Origin of the sequence: Nonlabens xiamenensis (assembly GCF_003865345.1) — a bacterium.
In the GTDB taxonomy this organism is placed as follows: domain Bacteria; phylum Bacteroidota; class Bacteroidia; order Flavobacteriales; family Flavobacteriaceae; genus Nonlabens; species Nonlabens xiamenensis.
In genome coordinates, this window is record NZ_RMVE01000003.1 from 327,564 (window position 1) to 344,036 (window position 16,473).

General features: G+C 39.1%; 15 protein-coding genes and 1 tRNA gene. 7 read left to right on the forward strand and 9 right to left on the reverse strand.

Features of this window, described 5'->3' with window-relative positions; all coding sequences use genetic code 11:
• The first annotated feature begins 8 nt into the window (after nucleotides 1-8).
• The 4 genes from EGM47_RS09900 to EGM47_RS09915 all read left to right on the forward strand — a co-directional run bounded on the left by EGM47_RS09900 (nucleotide 9) and on the right by EGM47_RS09915 (nucleotide 5,001).
• A complete protein-coding gene (locus EGM47_RS09900; protein ID WP_124980652.1) occupies nucleotides 9-815 on the forward strand; it encodes a hypothetical protein in 807 nt (268 codons plus the stop codon).
• Nucleotides 816-883: 68 nt separating this feature from the next.
• Nucleotides 884-4,033, forward strand: coding sequence for a WD40/YVTN/BNR-like repeat-containing protein (locus EGM47_RS09905; RefSeq protein WP_124980653.1), 3,150 nt, complete (start codon nucleotides 884-886; stop codon nucleotides 4,031-4,033).
• Between the two features lie 85 nt (nucleotides 4,034-4,118).
• A tRNA-Pro gene (locus EGM47_RS09910) sits at nucleotides 4,119-4,193 on the forward strand.
• A gap of 529 nt (nucleotides 4,194-4,722) precedes the next feature.
• Complete coding sequence (locus EGM47_RS09915; RefSeq protein WP_124980654.1) at nucleotides 4,723-5,001, forward strand: hypothetical protein; 279 nt, start codon at nucleotides 4,723-4,725, stop codon at nucleotides 4,999-5,001.
• Between the two features lie 511 nt (nucleotides 5,002-5,512).
• Here EGM47_RS09915 and EGM47_RS09920 read toward each other — a convergent pair.
• From EGM47_RS09920 to EGM47_RS09950, 9 genes are all read right to left on the reverse strand, one after another.
• Nucleotides 5,513-6,805, reverse strand: coding sequence for an HlyD family secretion protein (locus EGM47_RS09920; protein ID WP_124980655.1), 1,293 nt, complete (start codon nucleotides 6,803-6,805; stop codon nucleotides 5,513-5,515).
• Nucleotides 6,805-8,994, reverse strand: a complete 2,190-nt coding sequence (locus EGM47_RS09925; protein ID WP_124980656.1) for a peptidase domain-containing ABC transporter — start codon at nucleotides 8,992-8,994, stop codon at nucleotides 6,805-6,807. The genes EGM47_RS09920 and EGM47_RS09925 overlap by 1 nt, the downstream gene beginning before the upstream one ends.
• Before the next feature lie 667 nt (nucleotides 8,995-9,661).
• Nucleotides 9,662-10,822 (reverse strand): thioredoxin domain-containing protein, encoded by a 1,161-nt coding sequence (locus EGM47_RS09930; protein WP_164510855.1) that lies wholly within the window; start codon nucleotides 10,820-10,822, stop codon nucleotides 9,662-9,664.
• Nucleotides 10,806-11,057: a hypothetical protein gene (locus EGM47_RS16325; RefSeq protein WP_164510856.1), complete on the reverse strand. Its 252-nt coding sequence runs from the start codon at nucleotides 11,055-11,057 to the stop codon at nucleotides 10,806-10,808. The genes EGM47_RS09930 and EGM47_RS16325 overlap by 17 nt, the downstream gene beginning before the upstream one ends.
• An 89-nt stretch (nucleotides 11,058-11,146) precedes the next feature.
• The gene (locus EGM47_RS09935) at nucleotides 11,147-11,542 is read right to left on the reverse strand and encodes a DsbA family protein (RefSeq protein ID WP_124980658.1); all 396 of its coding nucleotides are present in this window, start codon (nucleotides 11,540-11,542) and stop codon (nucleotides 11,147-11,149) included.
• Between the two features lie 45 nt (nucleotides 11,543-11,587).
• Nucleotides 11,588-12,715 (reverse strand): vitamin K epoxide reductase family protein, encoded by a 1,128-nt coding sequence (locus EGM47_RS09940; RefSeq protein ID WP_124980659.1) that lies wholly within the window; start codon nucleotides 12,713-12,715, stop codon nucleotides 11,588-11,590.
• A complete protein-coding gene (locus tag EGM47_RS16330; protein ID WP_164510857.1) occupies nucleotides 12,712-12,945 on the reverse strand; it encodes a hypothetical protein in 234 nt (77 codons plus the stop codon). The genes EGM47_RS09940 and EGM47_RS16330 overlap by 4 nt, the downstream gene beginning before the upstream one ends.
• 109 nt (nucleotides 12,946-13,054) lie before the next feature.
• Nucleotides 13,055-13,297: a DUF5675 family protein gene (locus tag EGM47_RS09945; protein ID WP_124980660.1), complete on the reverse strand. Its 243-nt coding sequence runs from the start codon at nucleotides 13,295-13,297 to the stop codon at nucleotides 13,055-13,057.
• Between the two features lie 45 nt (nucleotides 13,298-13,342).
• A complete protein-coding gene (locus tag EGM47_RS09950; RefSeq protein ID WP_124980661.1) occupies nucleotides 13,343-13,978 on the reverse strand; it encodes a transglutaminase-like domain-containing protein in 636 nt (211 codons plus the stop codon).
• A 105-nt stretch (nucleotides 13,979-14,083) separates the two neighbouring features.
• On the opposite strand from EGM47_RS09950, the gene EGM47_RS09955 reads away from it, so the two are divergent.
• From EGM47_RS09955 to EGM47_RS09965, 3 genes are all read left to right on the forward strand, one after another.
• Nucleotides 14,084-15,418, forward strand: a complete 1,335-nt coding sequence (locus tag EGM47_RS09955; RefSeq protein ID WP_124980662.1) for an MBL fold metallo-hydrolase — start codon at nucleotides 14,084-14,086, stop codon at nucleotides 15,416-15,418.
• Between the two features lie 78 nt (nucleotides 15,419-15,496).
• Nucleotides 15,497-16,054: a YeeE/YedE family protein gene (locus EGM47_RS09960; RefSeq protein ID WP_124980663.1), complete on the forward strand. Its 558-nt coding sequence runs from the start codon at nucleotides 15,497-15,499 to the stop codon at nucleotides 16,052-16,054.
• A gap of 3 nt (nucleotides 16,055-16,057) precedes the next feature.
• Entirely contained in the window at nucleotides 16,058-16,471 is a 414-nt protein-coding gene (locus EGM47_RS09965) for a DUF6691 family protein (RefSeq protein WP_124980664.1), read from the forward strand.
• Nucleotides 16,472-16,473: the final 2 nt, after the last annotated feature.

Genomic DNA, 16,473 nt, shown 5'->3' on the forward strand with positions numbered 1-16,473 from the left:
CAACCAGTTTGAAAAAATTAATTCTTCTATTTGTGCTTTTCGGGCCTGTAGTTACAGCGCAAAACCTTGAAAAAAAGGCCGATTCAATTATGGCTGAAGCCAAGTTATTGCTTCAATTAGAAAAAGCCTCATGGCACGCTACCGACCATTTCCTTGAAAACTTCCCAGATCAAAAGGAGCAAATAGTCGGGTATTTTTCCTATTTGAATCATCTGGGCAACGTGGCCACTATTTTTTATGGCCAAGAAGAATATCAAATTTTGGCGAGATATCTCTTTGAAGATGTTCCATCTCCAGAAAGTCTTCAATGTGTCACGGAAAACCTGATGATTTCAGATCCTGAAGCCACCTTATATGACATGCGCAAAGCAGCTGTGAATCACTACTTAAATAATAAAGAAGGAATTTATAAATATTACAACGATGTCAACCCCAACTTTATACCGCTGAATTACGGAGGAGATAAAAAAGTTTACATCATTTCTGGAACCTCAGAAAATAAGATGCTGATCGGTAATGATTATCGTCTGGAATTTGATGAAGATAATCAGGTTACGCAAGCCACGGCATTGCACAATAGCTTAATTCCCTACGACTACACAAAGCAGCAAAATACAATCACCAGTTTACACAGTCATGTGAATTCAGCATTTATAGATGTGACGGATGTTTGTACCTTATTGCTGTATAAGGATTATATTGGAGTTAAAAAACATATCGTAGTTCATAAGGATTATGTTTCCATCTTGGATTTAGAATCTGAAAATCTACTGATATTGAACAAAGAAGCCTTTGACAAGATAGCACAGGACTGATAAGCCTGTCCAACCTCCCTGTATTTTGTAACCTAGATCTTATCTTTAGACTTTTAATAGCTATAGATATGAACAAAATATTAGTCGGCTTCCTTATACTGGCAGCACAAACCCTTGTTGGACAAGAAGTTGACCTCCAGCTTTTTGAAAATATTGAACCTCGCAACATTGGTCCTGGGGGTATGTCTGGAAGAGTTACCGCCATTGATGTGGTAGAAAACCATCCAGAAATTATCTATGCTGGGACAGCCAGCGGCGGACTTTGGAAATCGCCGAATGCTGGAATTACCTGGGAGCCTATTTTTGAAAAGGAAGCTACTGCCTCCATCGGTGCTGTAGCTGTTCAGCAGTCCAATCCCAGCGTTGTTTGGGTAGGTACTGGTGAAGGGAACCCACGTAATTCTCTGAATGGTGGTTATGGCATCTATAAATCGATGGATGGTGGAAAGAACTGGGAATTGATGGGTTTAGAAAATACCAGACACATCCATAGAGTGGTTATCGATCCCACAGACCCCAATACAGTTTATGTAGCCGCAATCGGCTCTCCGTGGGGGGAACATCCTGAAAGAGGTATATTTAAGACAACAAACGGTGGAACATCCTGGGAAAAGATTCTTTTCACCAATAACAAATCCGGAGCTGCCGACCTGGTCATGGATCCGGAAAATCCCAACAAACTTATCGCTGCCATGTGGGAACACAAACGCGATCCTTGGTTTTTTAATTCTGGAGGGAAAGGTTCTGGCCTTTATATGACCCACGACGGAGGGAAAAATTGGAAGCAATTGACTGATGAACAAGGCTTACCTAAAGGAGAATTAGGTCGTATAGGTATCGCCATTGCTCCCAGCGATCCCAATGTGGTCTACGCTTTAATTGAATCCAAAAAGAATGCCTTATATAAGTCGACGGACGGCGGCTTCAATTGGAAAAAAATCAATGATAAGAGTGATATTGGCAATAGGCCTTTCTATTACTCGGATATCTTTGTCGATCCACAGAATGAAAACAGAGTATATTCTGTATTTACCTATGTCAACGTTTCTGAAGACGGTGGTAAAAACTTTAGTCAACTCATGCCTGCCTATGGTGTGGACAATGGCGTTCATCCGGACCACCACGCCTGGTACATACATCCCAAAGATGGAAAATTTATGATCGATGGGAATGACGGCGGACTCAACATTACCCGTGATCGAGGGAAGCATTGGAGGTTTATTGGTAATCTACCTGTAGCCCAGTTCTACCACATCAATGTGGACAATGATATACCCTACAATGTGTATGGTGGAATGCAGGATAATGGTAGCTGGAGAGGTCCAGCCTATGTTTGGCGTGCACAGGGAATACGCAATAGTTATTGGCAAGAAATAAGTTTTGGCGATGGATTTGACGTAGTTCCAGATCCAGAAAACAGCAGATTTGGCTATTCTATGAGCCAGCAGGGATTTGTCAGCAGATACGATTGGCAAACGGGTAACAATTATAGTGTAAGACCTACACACCCAGATCCAGAGGTTCAATTAAGATTTAACTGGAACGCTGCCATAAACATGGATCCATTTGACAGTGCCACCTTATATTTTGGAAGTCAGTTTGTACATAAATCTACGGATAAGGGGCTTACTTGGGAAGTGATTTCCCCAGACCTGACCACCAACGATCCTGAAAAACAAAAACAATCGGCTTCAGGAGGTTTGACCATGGATGCCACTGGAGCAGAAAACCATACCACTATTTTGGTCATTGAACCCAGCGCAGCAGAGCGAAATGTGCTTTATGTAGGGACAGATGATGGACGCGTACACGTGAGTAAAGATGGTGGAGGTCAATGGCAGGATATTTCCAAAGGACTCAAAGGTCTACCAGAGGGAAGTTGGATTGCCCAGATCAAAGCTTCCAAAACCAAAAAAGGCCACGCCCTACTGGTGGCCAATGATTATCGCAGGTTCAATTATGAGCCTTATGCTTACAGGACCACCAACTACGGTAAATCTTGGACCAGAATTGTGGATGCTGAGGATACCCTGAGCTATGCCCTCTGCATTATTGAACATCCAGAGGAAAATAATTTGATGTTTTTGGGGACAGACGACGGACTCTACGTCAGTTTTGATGCTGGTAATCGCTGGTCCAAATACACCCATGGTTTTCCGACAGTTTCGGTTAAGGATTTAGTCATCCACCCCAGGGAAGATGATTTGGTGATTGGTACTTTTGGTCGAGCAGCTTGGGTATTGGATGATTTGGCTCCATTTATCGCTTTCGCGAAAGCGGAAACACCTACCAATTCAAAAAAACCAATTGCCCTATTTGAACCACCCGTGGCCTATCTGGCCAGAAATCAGCAACCTACTGGTAGTCGTTTTGGAGCGGATGCCATGTTTAATGGTGAGAATAGAGGAAGCGCAGGCCGATTCAAATTCTTTTATGATAACGAACTTCAGGCATCATCTGATACCACCAAAGTCGATTCCCTATTTCTTCATATTTACAAGGCTGATGAACTCATACGTACCCTCAAGCGCAAAGTACCTAAGGAAAAAGGTATCTATCAATGGAACTGGCGCTTGCGAGAGAAAGGAGTCGAACGTCCATCACGTCGGGTCCGGGAATCTCAAAGTGAACCAGCGGGACAAACTGTTCTGCCTGGCACATACAGAGCAGAATTGGTTTATAATGACCAAATTAAAGATGAAAGTCAAATAAGAGTAGAAGAAGATCCCAGAATTGATGAAATGAGCATGGCCGACAGGATACAGCAACGTGAGGCCCAGAATGAATTGAACAAACTCCTCCAGGAAATCAACGATGTGACCAGCTTGCTCGCAAAAAATAAGGAGACCGCATCCAATTTTAAAAAGCTACTGAAACAACAGGATGAAAATAGCTTTAAAAACCAGATTAAAAGCACTGATTCATTGATTAAGCAAATAGACAGTTTACAGAATAAGTATTTTGGAACGCCAGATGACCGCCAGGGCATCACCCGTAATCCTGAAATCACTGTAATGAATCGTGTGTATAGTGCGGCAAGCTATATCGGCAGCAGGCAGGGGCCACAAACCGCCACTGAAAGCCGATTGTTCAAACAAGCCAAAGATCAGGCGATGGAAGTCAATGCTGAGAGCAAAAACTGGTTAGAAAACGAGTGGAAGAATTTTGTAAACACAATGAAGCAAGTGAGTATCAATATGTTTGATTCACCCGAATAAAAGTTGGCAAAAACCTGCGCCAAAGTCTTGACTGGTGTGTCAAATATATATTAGATTTGCGCGCACCAACGACGAGTTGGTTTTTCGGGATGTGGCGCAGTCCGGTTAGCGTACATGGCTGGGGGTCATGTGGTCGCAGGTTCAAATCCTGTCATCCCGACAAACAGATGCCTGACAACGAAAGTTGTTGGGCATTTTTTGTGTTGGTCGTTGCCGAGCTCAGCCTCGAGCATAAGACCAATACAGAAAATGTCCAGACACGCATTAAGCGTGGCAGGCAGCTAATTGCAAACAATGCGATGTAAAAGGGTTCTGTAAATCCTGTCATCCCGACAAACAGATGCCTGACAACGAAAGTTGTTGGGCATTTTTTGTGTTGGTCGTTGCCGAGCTCAACCTCGAGCATAAGACCAATACAGAAAATGTCCAGACACGCATTAAGCGTGGCCGGTAGCTAATTGCAAACAATGCGATGTAAAAGGATCCTATAAATCCTGTCATCCCGAAAAATGAGGCTTTATAAAATTGGAGTTTTTTCCATAGCATCGAAAACCAACCGATTCGGTTATCAATTGGGTTAGCAAATTCAAAAATGAAAAGTGCTAACCGAATAAGCTGTAAAACGCTTTTATTTAAATAGTTGATTTGACATTCGTCGAGAAGTTTTCATAACTTTTAAGACGACAACTATGAAATCACGGTTAGCATTTAGTCTGCTATTTTGGCTGGAAACCTCCAGAGCTAAAAATGGAATGGCTCCAATTATCGCACGGATTACTGTAAAATATATCTACTCGGTATTGCCGTTTTTCTTAGCTGATTATTCAAAAAAGAGTAAACAAAAGGTTCCAGGCGAAGCTTTAATATTTGGTAATTGTGTGCCAATGCCATTACATATGAAAGTTCACGAGGCAAAACCAGCACCAAACTCATCTAATTGTAATATAAGTAAAGAGTGGTACGGGTAAAGTCTCACCAACGGCACTTGCCACTTCATCCCTCTTTACCTCATTCCGCTCGCTACATTCGTCCATCCGTCTTCAGCAACAAGAGCCTTCGGTTCCGCACAGTATCAGCAGGGATTGTGAAACGCTTGTCATATCGAGTTCAGATTTGAATGAACAATTTGTAATTTCAAAGGAAAATATTTAATCACAATCCCTACTCGTACACTTCGCCTTTTCGTCCACCCATCCAACTATTTTCGTCGTCATAATAAACAGCAGTGATGCCATTCGCATCCGGGAAGGCAGGTAATAAGGTGTGCTTCATTCATTTCATTTTGTTCCAAAAAACATCCTTGCAGGGGGGGGGCTATTCACTCTACCATCGGGAACTTGTTTCAAAAACTTCAGGTTCCTTAAAGGATTTACGTACAAACATCAGCGATAGGCACATGCTGGTGCCGCACGAATTATTTCATTTCACTAAATGAGATCTGAATCTTCCTTTCATTCATGAAAATCTGAAATAAACTTTCTATCTATCAAACAATTCTCTAAATCGATAAATAAACCTATCTATAAGGCGAAGATCCTCTGTGATAATTTCAGCGGTGGCAATAGCTTCTTGAGAAAGCTCAATTTTTTTATTATAGGTTGTAATAAGGTTTTCTGGTAATTGAACAATGACTAAGTAATTCCCGTCATCGTCTGTACTCGACCCCATACTTTCAACACTACCAATAAGACTACCATACTCAGGCTCAGGATAGCTGATCATATTTATATTGACACGTTGTCCAGGTTTTACTTTTCCAAAATTTAAAGCTGGTGTTTTACAAAATGCAAGGTATCCTTCAGGGTTTTCCGGAAAGATGGTGAAAAGTTCTTCTCCTGCCTGCACAAAATTACCTTCTTCCCAGTTTGTTGGAAAACTGATGGTTCCAGAGCGATTGGCATAAGTTAAATAGGTACTCTTGTAATTACTTATAGATCGCTTTAAATTAATAAACGCTTGATTAACACTTCGCCTTAAAGTAAAATTAGCGATCTCGTTTTCAATGGCGATGCCCTTTAATGTACCAGAATTATTGTAAAGCTGATTGCGTAATTGAGAGATCTGACTGGTAAAGGATTGATAAGAGCGTTCGTATTGAAAGATGTCTAGTTGTTTCGATTCATATTCTTGTCTTGCAATAACACCTTTGTCAAACAAAGTTTTCATGCGACGTAATTCTTCTTGTTTTAATTCTAGTTCTTTCAAATTGTTTCGCTTTCGCGAAAGCAAGTTCTCCAACTGTATTTCAAGCTCTCTTCGATTAAATTTCTGCGATTGAGTATTGTTTTCAAAAGGTTTAAGCTTTCGGTTGAGCTCATAACTCAAATACGCGTTCTCAAACGCAGCATAGTCCTGCTCGAGATCGCCCAAGTATAATATAGGCATACTGTAAATAGGAAAAGTAACATTTTCATTATCCATGGAAAGTGTATCTAGCGTTCTTTCCAATAACAAAACATCTTGAAAAGCAGCATTATTCTCAAGGATCATTAATAAATCCCCTTCTTGCACCTTTCCATTCTCCGTAACATAAATGCTGTCTAGCCTTGTACTTACTTGTGCCAGTTCTTTTTGAGGTGCGTCTCTTGTGGTAATAATAGCTTGTGTAGGTACCAGGTCAGGGTATTCTATAAGATAAGACAGTCCTAACCCAAGGATGATGACAAGTAAAATTGAAAAGCTGCCATAACGCAGTAAAAAGTGTGGTACACGGGTTATGATCTCCTGTACCTCATCACTGCGCAATTCTAAGTTCTCATTATTTTCTGGCATTAATTCCCTAGTTCTAGTTGGTTTTTGACCAGTTCGTAATAGGCTCCCTTTTTTGCTGTAAGTTCTTGATGGTTACCGGTCTCTATAATTCTTCCTTTTGACAACACCACGATTTGATCTGCATTCTTTACAGTACTCAATCTGTGCGCAATGATTAGAACTGTTTTATCCTTAAAGAACTGGTTCAGATTATTCATAATGATCTTTTCATTGTTAGCATCTAGTGCGCTAGTAGCCTCATCAAAAAACAAAAAATCTGGGTTTTTGTAAACCGCTCTTGCTATCAATAGGCGTTGTTTTTGTCCGGTACTCAAGCCTGTGCCTTCTTGACCTATTTTGGTATTATAAGAAAGTGGTAGCATTTCTATAAAATCCTTTATGTTGGCGATGCTAATGGCTCGCTCCAGCCTTTCCTGATCAATGTAATCTTCCCCAACTGCGATATTATAGGCAATTGTGTCGTTAAATATATAACCTTCCTGCATTACCGTGCCACTGCTGTCTCGCCATGCTTGGTGTGAAATATGATGGAGTTTTTGATTTCCTAGGTAAACAGTTCCCTGTTGTGGTTCATAGAACTTGAGCAACATTTTCATTAATGTGGTCTTTCCACTACCACTGGTACCTACAATAGCAGTAACTTTATTGGCAGGAATAATCATGTCTAAGTCTTCCAGAACGAATTGATTACTTCCCATATATCTAAAACTGACGTTCTCAAGAATTATATCACTATCCAGTTGAACTTTCATGATGCGCTGTTCTTCTGGAGGCTCCTCGTCCTCCCGATCATGGATTTCTCCCAATCTTTCTAGAGAGATGCGCGCATCCTGTAGTTCTCTCACATAGTTGATCAGCTGTCCTATAGGAGCATTAAGTTGACCCACTATATAGGTAATTGCCAGCATCATACCAAGAGTGATATCGCCTGAAATAACTAGCGTTGCAGAAATGATCGTAATAAAAATGTTCTTTAGCTCGTTGATAAATCCAGATCCTACGCCCTGAAACTGCTCCAACCTCAAACCTTCCATCGCTACCTTAAATAGTCTTGCCTGCGTGTACTCCCAGTTCCATCGCTTACGCCTTTCCGCATTATGAAGTTTGATGTCTTGCATTCCATTAATTATTTCAATGACTTTGCTTTGCTCTTGACTGACTTGTGAGAAGCGTTTATAATCTAGATCCCGTCGTTTTTTAAGAAAAATGGCAATCCATAAAAAATAAAGAGCACTACCAGCCATAAATATTCCAAAAATCAGCCAGCTATAATAGGCAAGCACGATACTAAAAATGATCAAATTGAACATTCCAAACAATACCGACAATGACGAGGTTGTAAGGATTTGCTCAATACGCCTATGGTCGTTGATGCGCTGTAGAATATCTCCAGTGACTCTAGAATCAAAATAGGCAATTGGCAATTTCATCAACTTGATAAAAAAGTCTGATACAAGCGAGATATTGATGCGGGTACTCAAATGCAGTAGGATCCAACTACGTATGACTTCAATCACGGTACGACCTAAGAATACGGCCAACTGGGCAAAAAGTACTAAATAGATAAAACCTATATCTTGATTCTTGATCCCAATATCTACTACACTTTGAGTCAAAAAAGGAACTACTAGTTGTAATAAACTAGCCGCAAGCAATCCCAGCACCAGTTGCCATAAAAGATTTCTATGCCGCTTAATATAATGGGTCAGGACTCCAAAACCATATTTCGATTCTTCGTCATCTTCAAAATCATTATTAAAGCCAATCGTAGGTTCAAGCATCAATGCTATTCCTTCTTGAGAATCTTCTTTGGCACTTTTACCGATCCACGCATCAATGAATTCTCGTTGAGAATATTTGATCAAACCATGTGCAGGATCTGCAATAAAAAATCGATTTTGTTTGATCTTATATAGTATAACGTAATGATTCTGCGACCAATGCAAAATACATGGCAACGGTGCTTTAATAAGTTTCTTAGTACTTAGTTTTACAGCAAGAGTTTTGAAGCCTATCTGCTCTGCAGCCTCACTAATACCTAATAAACTACTACCTTCACGAGTAGTCTCCGCCACCTGCCTCAAACGATCTATGGAAAGTGTTTTTCCGTAATGTCTAGCTACCATTTTAAGACAGGTGGGACCACAATCTTTAGCCTCTGACTGTTTAAAAATTCTAAACCGCTTCAAATAAGAACATCTTTTTAATTATAGTTTTTGAAATAACAATATGCGATAGATATCCATATCCATCGCGGTACTTTAGAAGATCTAAACGATTAAATTCAATATTGCCAAAAACTAGAATTTAATATTATAATAATGACATTGTTCGATTAAAAATTTACCTGTTGCAAGAATTAGTTTAGTCGCCATGAGCACAGTCATAACCACATTTAGAATTACCTTCATTTATAATGAAGTTCGCACAGTAATCATTTGCAACCCCACTTTCACGTTCAGCTGGCTGTAGACTAGGACTTATAGTCATTGTATACATTGTTTCACTTCCTTGGGAATCTGTTAGATAAATAATACAGGTGCCACCGCCTTGAATGATTCTTTGAGTCTCTTTAGATAATAAGAATATTCCGTCTGTGTTAATTAAATTTTCAAACAAATTTTTAATATTTTGATTATTGATTAGTTGAAATTACCAATTATCATAATTATTTATATCCTGTAGCTTTGGTAAAAATTGTTCTTGTTGAGGGTGGTAAAATGCTTGATCTATAAGATTTAAGTTCCTATCTATTAGAATATATCTCGGTAGTGTTTCTAACTGTATAAATTTTAAAAACTCCGTATTTTCGGTGAACGTTTCACTTAAATGATAACTAACATCTTGACCTAGTTCTTAGGTTAAATCTTGCCATTTTTTAAAATCTTTATCTTTATCTAAACTAACACTTATAACTTCAATATTATATGGCAGTTTCATACCTTTGATCAGTTTTACTCCTTCAATACATGGAGCACACCAAGTAGCCCAAAAATCAATCAAGTAAAATTCATTCGGATTTGCCTTCATGATATTTTCAAAGGTTTGTTCTCCATTAAATTTTAATCTTTGAATTTTTTCTTTAAAAGTGATTGCATCTAACGGCTCAATTTTGCTTTTTAATGCGACTGAATCTCTTTGAAATTCTTTGGTAGACTTAAACCAAGCTATTGCCTCGTCAAGCTCATGATCTCCAATGTTATCTTCAAATGAAAGAATTCTAAACATTGATTCCTTATACAATTTCAAACAATAATCATTCTCGATACTCTGATAATCATTGAAATTATATGAGCGTATTCTTGAATTTAAATGATTTTCTGGTAAAGAACCAAATAGTGTGTTAATGATTAGCGAATTAGGCTTTAATTGTTTGAAAAAAAAGTCTGATTCAGTATTACGAGGGTCAACCTTTTCCAAATATGTGTAGAAAAGAAGATCATTGTGGTAAGAGAGTCTTTCATTCTTATTTTTTTCGCGGACGGCAGTAATTTCTGCCTTAATAGTAGCCTTATCATATTCGCTTTTCTTTGAAGCCCAAAATACAGACATGTAGCGATTTATCAAATTATTTATCTGCAATTGCAAAGAGTCATCTTTTATTCCCAGATTTCCATTCTCCATTAAATCTAGATTGATTGTGTCTGATTCATTAGTAAGATATACAAAATCTAAACGAAAATCTGATCCGTCAAATTGAGCTGCAACGTGTGGTCGAAAATGATTTTCGAATTTATAAATTATTGTGGAATCTGATGAGCTAGGATTCGAAAATGAAAAATACATATCTCCCTGATAAGGCAAAGTAAGATTTAAGCCAGCATAGGTTTTTGCAGGTATTACACTTTTAAGAAATGTATAATCTGCTACAGCCTTTTCAGATTCAACCTCTACAGGATCTTTAAACTTCTCTTTTGAATCCTGTTTGCAACCGATCAATGCGATAGTAACTAAAAAAAGAAGGAGTAATATACTCCTTCTCAATTTAAGAGATTTCTGTCTATCTACCAAATCCATCGTATGCACAATCATATTGACATCTATCCCATCCAGCTTCGATCGCCTGTACACAATGGGTATTGGCGACAATTGAATCATTGGGACCTTGAATAAGTCCAGTACTAATCTCTTGTGTGAATGTAGTGCCACCACTGGTGTATGTAACTCTACACTTTCCACCACCGTTAACGCTAGTTTGCCGTTGTTTTGAGAGTACAGTAACTCCTTCCGTACTCATTAAATCTTGAAACATAATAAAAATATTAAATTATAAAATAAGCGACCGTTTTATTTTAGGACCGCACCGATTTTGTACTGTCCATCACCTTGCAAGTGTGTTTTTTATACAGCCTTTTCCATAGGCTGCATTAATTTATTGTTTAGTTCGATGATTATATCTTTTATTTGATCTTTTGTATAGCTGGAGGTGACCAATTTATTATTAATGATTAGTGCTGGGGTGTAATTAATTTGCTGGCTAAAGCACCAATTCCGGTGTTCTATCAATTGTTTATGGATCACTGTTTTGTCAAAACTCCTTTGCCATTTTTTAGTCCAAACTTTGTAATTTTTATTTTGAAACCAGTCTGTAAGTGCTTCGTTCTGTATTTCCAAGGGTAAGGCAAGAATAGAGGCGCTTATTATGTAGGCTTTGCTTTCTTTATCATGAGCTTCTACCAAAAATCTAGGACTCAAATGCATATGAATATGATCAAGATCTGATATTACTTGTTCCATTCTGTGATGTAGTATTTTGCATCCTGGACAACTAGGATTTGTGACTCATATAATCTCAACACCATCCTGTTGCAGGTGCTTAAAATCTTTATCATAATCTTCCAAACGAGTATCGATCAAAGGCAACTTATCTATCAATGTCTCTAGCACTTGCGGCGTGCGCCATAGAGTTAAATATTTCAACTGGTTTTCAAAACTGCTGGCTTTAAATTTAAAACCTTTCTTAATCTGTGATAAGGCCATTATTGAAATTAGAGTGGCACTTAAAAGTATTAATAGAGAAAGAACATCTATTGCAAAGAAATCTAGCAATGGTAAACTGAAAAGTGCAGTCACCACAATAAAGCCAGCAATTCCCAGACATAAGGGACACCATTTTTTTATGATTACAGCTTGTATGTAGATACTATATGGCAAGACGGCTGCGCCGGAAATAGCAATTATACCAACTAGACTCACTTGTAAGGTTATCAGTTGCAACAATGCTACAGAACCGAAGTAAATCCAACATAAATCGGTTAGTTCTATTTTATTAAAAATTTTAGCTTGTGGTGAATTGATTACGCTGTTGCAATCTGACTTTTTACTCAACTTGCATATTTTGAGACCTTGCCCATTGCTGTACTTTTGCTGTAATAGAAAATATGAAAGTACTAATCCACTAGATAAAGCACAAAATATCAATAATTGCGGCAAGCTTTCTGTCGAAAAGGCTATATAAAGGAGAGCAAAAAGGAATATGCATATCGCACCAATATATTCTGCATTTTTCTTTGATAAGAACCTTCTAATATTCGTTGAAGTTTTATTTTCTTCTACAGCAAACACAACTCCAGTCCATTCGTTGAGAAAATGATTTTTGGCAAAAGGTTGAAAATTACCTACCCCCTTGGTAAATGAAATATCGCCATTGGTTTCTTTCTTGATCAAAACTAGTAGCTCCTTTTGTCCATTGCTTATTTGCGCTATGAAATAATTAGGCAATTTTCCTAGTGCAGCAGGTGGCACTCTCATCGATGCATTGCGCACTTCAAAAAAATCACAAGTGTTAGAATATGCTTGGAGCGACTTTTCACGATCAGATTGCATACGCAATCTCAATTCTTTTTCTGCAACATCATGCCCTTGAAATTCAAGCAACCGTTTTAACAAATAAGTTCCGTTTTCTATCAAAAGTTTAACATTAACTCTTTAAAATTAAAATAAAAATTAACTTTTATAGCTGTTTGGTTTTTTTTGTTATGGAATTGGTATTTTTTGTTAAGGAATTTATTCCTAGCTGTTTTCTCTTCCTTTTGGACCAATTGTTCGCTGATAGTTTCGCGTGACTCATTTTGATCGGAGACAGTCTTTTCATCGACAATCACCGCCTGATTAACGGCAGTGGCGACTGTTCCAGCCACAGCCAGGTACGTGACCAAGGTCACCCGCGGCGCCACCCATAGTGGCCAGTGCATGGCCAATATTGCGCAAGACTCCAAAAGAATTTCGGAGTCGGTGTTTGATAGCGTTCTATAATATTAATAATTTATAAATTTTGATGTGTATATCAACTTTTTCGCTACTTTCAAAAGCCTCATGACAAATCGCCAAAAGCTTATTCAATGCCGCTCTGGATTGAAGTCCTTTTCCGATGCCTGTAGGTGAACTTACTAAGGCAATGCAGCCCTGCAGCTCTTTCACTGCATCATTAGCCGTGTGTATCAAAATCAAACTTCTATTTGGTATATCCAGCAAGTGTAAATAATGCTGCATGCGATGTAAAAGGATTCTATAAATCCTGTCATGCCGACTGGATGACTACTGAATTAAAATCTGATCCTTGCCTTTAAAATTTTTATAAAGCGCTGGATAATTGGATTTAAATATTTCTTTGATCAATACAAAAGGAACATCTGAAAAGTGGCCATAATCTTCCAGATAACGCATAAATAATTGCTGATCACGATTATACTCCTGAAAAACAGCGTCCTGACTACCGTCAAATTCAAGTACTTCTACTTGGTACCGATCGCATAGTTCTTTATTGAAGGCAGGCGAACACTTTACCCATTTTCCCTGGTGGTAAACATCTACCATTCCGTGGGGAGCCAATTCATTGGTTCCAATGATCTTTTCCAGTCTTTCAGTAGCAATATGGTTGGATACCTTGGCCAGATGCAGTCGCGCTGGAATTTCAAAAGCTCTCAGCAATGTGGTGTAGAGAATAGCCTTGTCAATGCAATGACCGCTGGGTTTTTGTGCAATATTACTGGCTTTAAAATGAGATTTGGTCAAACCGATGTCAAATGGGCGATATAGCCAACCTTCACGAACTTTGATATAAAGTTCGCGGATGACATCAGTATCCGACCCCAGGTCGCGATAATCTTCTACTATTTCCTGTATAACCGGATGATCTAGATCAAAAAAATAGGATTTTGCCGTGTACTTCACTGTATAAAGGTAGGGTTTTTCTTAGAGCGCTGTTAAAAAACTGGCTTATGTATCAAAAGTCACAAGAGTTCATCCTAGGCTGTGCTACATTTGAAAATAAAACCCATGAAAGTCAAACAATTTGAATACAAGCCACTCGCCCATTATTCTTATGCCATTCTGAGTAAAGGGGAAATAGCATTGATTGACCCAGAACGCGACCCTTCGCAATATTACGCTTTCGCGAAAGCGAATCAAGCTAAAATAGTCGCCATTATTCAAACCCACCCACATGCCGACTTCGTGAGTTCTCATCTGCAAATCCATCAGGAAACTGGTGCTACCATTTACAACAGTCAAAAATTGGGAGCAGACTACCCGTACACTTCATTTGATGAAGGCGATGAGATAAACCTAGGTGACTTGCAATTAGTTGCCATCGACACGCCTGGACACTCCCCTGATAGCATAAGTATCTACGTCCAAGATGCAGAAGCTGGAGTATTATTCACAGGAGATTGTTTATTTATCGGCGATGTAGGTCGTCCAGACCTCAGGGAAGAATCAGGTAATATGCAGGCCAAAAGAGAAGAATTGGCAGAAATGATGTACCACACTATCAAAAACAAATTTGAGGAATTACCAGATGATACCTTGATATATCCAGCCCATGGTGCAGGTTCTTTATGTGGAAAAAGCATGAGCGATGCCAACAGCAGTACTTTGGGGGCTGAACGACAGGGAAACTGGGCCTTTAAAGAACAAAGCAAACAGGAGTTCATTGATACTTTACTGGATGGACAGCCTTTTATTCCTTCCTATTTCAGCTATGATGTAGAGCTAAATAAAACTGGTGCTCCTTCTCTGAACGAAGCCTTAAGCAAAATTCCATTTCAAGCCAATACCACTGTCAATGGGCTTATAGTGGATGTAAGGGATGAAGCCAACTTTAAAAAAGGTCACCTACCTCAAAGTATCAATATTATGGCGATTTCAAAAAATGCCAAATTTGAAACCTGGTTGGGTGCAATCGTCAAACCAGAAGAGCCTTTTACCCTGGTGTTGGACAGTAAAGAGAATAAAGAAGACCTGTTGAATCGGGTAGCTAAAATCGGTTACGAACAGCAACTTGAACAAGCGATCACGCTGACGGCTGAAGATTTAAAAGAAACACCTGCACTGGACTTGGAGCATTTTAAAAATCATCCAGACGCTTACACCATAGTGGATATACGCAATCAAAGTGAAATAGCAGAAGGAAAGGTTTTTGAAACTGCCCTAGCGCACCCTTTGAATGAATTACGCCAAAGCTGGGATCAAATACCTACAGATCGACCCATTGTGGTACATTGTGCCGGTGGGTATCGCAGCGCCGCAGGAAGTAGTATACTTCAGGCCAAATTCCCAGACATCAAGGTATATGATTTAAGCGATGATATTAAAAAATTTCAGAATCAGTAAAATTTTTGATCACGGAAGTCTGTATAACATCCTGCTTCCGCGAAAAAACTATTCCAAACCCTAAAAAATAATAGAATAATGAATTGGATATATGATCCATGGCCCTGGTACGTCGCAGGGCCGCTGTTAGCACTAGTAATGTTTGCCTTACTCATGGTGGGTAAGAAATTTGGCATGTCCTCCCCTATGCGCACCACCTGCTCAGCATTGGGTGCTGGAAAAGCTGCCTCATTTTTTTCATTTGATTGGAAAGCCGAAAGATGGAACTTAATGGTCGTGTTAGGAGCAGCCATAGGTGGATTTATTGCCGCCAACTTTCTAAGTGACAATACAGTTCAAATCAACCCAGAAGTGGCCAATCAGCTGGCAGAACAATATGAAATCAAAAGCGCTGGAGAAGCTTATCTACCACCAGAATTGTTTGCAACCGAAGTTTTAGGTGATCCCTGGATAATAGCTATTTTGTTGGTTGGCGGCATCTTAGTAGGTTTTGGCGCCAGGTATGCAGGTGGTTGCACCTCTGGCCATGCGATTTCGGGACTAAGCAACTTACAACTTCCCTCTTTGATTGCTGTCATTGGCTTTTTTATTGGTGGATTAGTGATGGTGAATTTGTTATACCCCTTAATTTTTTAAATGATGAGATATTTTACTTATTTGGCCATCGGCGTTTTTTTCGGAATTGTTATGTACAAGTCTGAGGCCGCATCCTGGTTTCGTATCTATGAAATGTTTCAATTCGGAAGTTTCCACATGTATGGAATTATTGGTTCTGCTTTAGTGCTAGGTATCATCGGTGTACAGTTGATCAAACGAAAGGACGTTAAGCCGATTTCTGGCAAGCAAATGAGCCTACAACCTAAAGAAAAAGGGGTGTATAGATATTTGTTGGGCGGAATTATTTTTGGACTAGGCTGGGCACTTGCTGGTGCATGTCCAGGCCCGATGTACGTATTGGCGGGAGCTGGTTATTTACCCATTCTGGTGGTTATCGTTGGAGCTCTGCTAGGTACTTTTATTTATGGTTTGTTACGCTCAAAATTACCTCACTAGCG

Coding starts and splice junctions, on each gene's coding strand:
- EGM47_RS09905 (WP_124980653.1), top strand. CDS start 884: ATGAACAAAATATTAGTCGGCTTCCTTATACTGGCAGCACAAACCCTT.
- EGM47_RS09915 (WP_124980654.1), top strand. CDS start 4,723: ATGAAATCACGGTTAGCATTTAGTCTGCTATTTTGGCTGGAAACCTCC.
- EGM47_RS09920 (WP_124980655.1), bottom strand. CDS start 6,805: ATGCCAGAAAATAATGAGAACTTAGAATTGCGCAGTGATGAGGTACAG.
- EGM47_RS09930 (WP_164510855.1), bottom strand. CDS start 10,822: ATGGATTTGGTAGATAGACAGAAATCTCTTAAATTGAGAAGGAGTATA.
- EGM47_RS16325 (WP_164510856.1), bottom strand. CDS start 11,057: ATGTTTCAAGATTTAATGAGTACGGAAGGAGTTACTGTACTCTCAAAA.
- EGM47_RS09935 (WP_124980658.1), bottom strand. CDS start 11,542: ATGGAACAAGTAATATCAGATCTTGATCATATTCATATGCATTTGAGT.
- EGM47_RS09945 (WP_124980660.1), bottom strand. CDS start 13,297: ATGCAGCATTATTTACACTTGCTGGATATACCAAATAGAAGTTTGATT.
- EGM47_RS09955 (WP_124980662.1), top strand. CDS start 14,084: ATGAAAGTCAAACAATTTGAATACAAGCCACTCGCCCATTATTCTTAT.
- EGM47_RS09960 (WP_124980663.1), top strand. CDS start 15,497: ATGAATTGGATATATGATCCATGGCCCTGGTACGTCGCAGGGCCGCTG.
- EGM47_RS09965 (WP_124980664.1), top strand. CDS start 16,058: ATGAGATATTTTACTTATTTGGCCATCGGCGTTTTTTTCGGAATTGTT.